A 1,219-nucleotide genomic window follows, 5' to 3' on the forward strand; every position below is an offset into this window, starting at 1 on the left:
TGTCGAACGGATGACCTGGGGGTGGTGTCACCGGGCCCGGGAGGCGCCGTTGGATGCGCTGATGAGAGGTCCGACTACCGCCTGGCCAGGCGCAATGCCCGGCCGCTTGCGGGCGGCAGGTCTGCATAACGTGGATGCGCGCATACGACGCCAACACCCTGGCCGGCACCACACGAACCCCGTTCAGGAGGATGGGTTGGACGACATCAACGACGTGGGCGTCTTCCTCGGCCTGGACGTCGGCAAGAGCGCCCACCACGGGCACGGCCTCACCCCGGCCGGGAAGAAGGTCCTCGACAAACAGCTGCCCAACAGCGAGCCGAAACTGCAGGCCGTCTTCGAGAAGCCGGCCGCGAAGTTCGGCACCGTGCTGGTGATCGTGGACCAGCCCGCCTCGATCGGGGCCCTGCCCCTGACCGTCGCCCGGGACGCCGGCTGCAAGGTCGCCTGCCTGCCCGGACTCGCGATGCGGCGGATCGCCGACCTCTACCCGGGCGAGGCGAAGACCGACGCGAAGGACGCCGCGGTGATCGCGGACGCCGCCCGCACGATGCCGCACACCCTGCGCTCGCTGGAACTGACCGACTAGATCACTGCCGGGCTGACAGTGCTGGTGGGCTTCGACCAGGACCTCGCGGCCGAGGCGACCCGCACCTCCAACCGGATACGCGGCCTGCTCACCCAGTTCCACCCCAGCCTGGAACGCGTCCTCGGTCCGCGCCTGGACCACCCCGCGGTGACCTGGCTGCTGGAACGCTACGGATCCCCGGCCAGCCTGCGAAAGGCCGGTCGCCGCAGGCTCGTTGAGGTGATCCGGCCCAGAGCTCCGCGCATGGCCGCCCGGCTCATCGACGAGGTCTTCGACGCCCTCGACGAGCAGACCGTCGTGGTCCCGGGCACCGGCACCCTCGACGTCGTGATCCCGTCCCTGGCCCGCTCGCTCGCTGCCGTCCACGAACAGCGACGAGCCCTGGAAGCGCAGATCGGACAGCTGCTGGAGGCTCACCCTCTTTCCGCGGTCCTGACCTCGATTCCGGGGGTCGCGGTCAGGACCGTCGCCACCTTGCTGGTCACCGTCGGCGACGGCACCAGCTTCCCCACCGCCGCTCACCTCGCCTCCTACGCCGGCCTCGCCCCCACGACCAAGTCGTCGGGGACCTCGATCCACGGCGAACATGCACCCCGCGGCGGCAACCGGCAGCTCAAGCGGGCGATGTTC

Annotated in this window: 1 pseudogene; it reads left to right on the forward strand. The window is 70.3% G+C overall.

What is annotated here, in order from left to right:
• Positions 1-196: 196 nt before the first annotated feature.
• Positions 197-1,219: pseudogene (locus tag AB0959_RS52980) on the forward strand (IS110 family transposase); the annotation flags it as partial.

The organism is Streptomyces sp. NPDC046862 (genome assembly GCF_040704615.1).
Classification (GTDB): Bacteria; Actinomycetota; Actinomycetes; order Streptomycetales; family Streptomycetaceae; genus Streptomyces.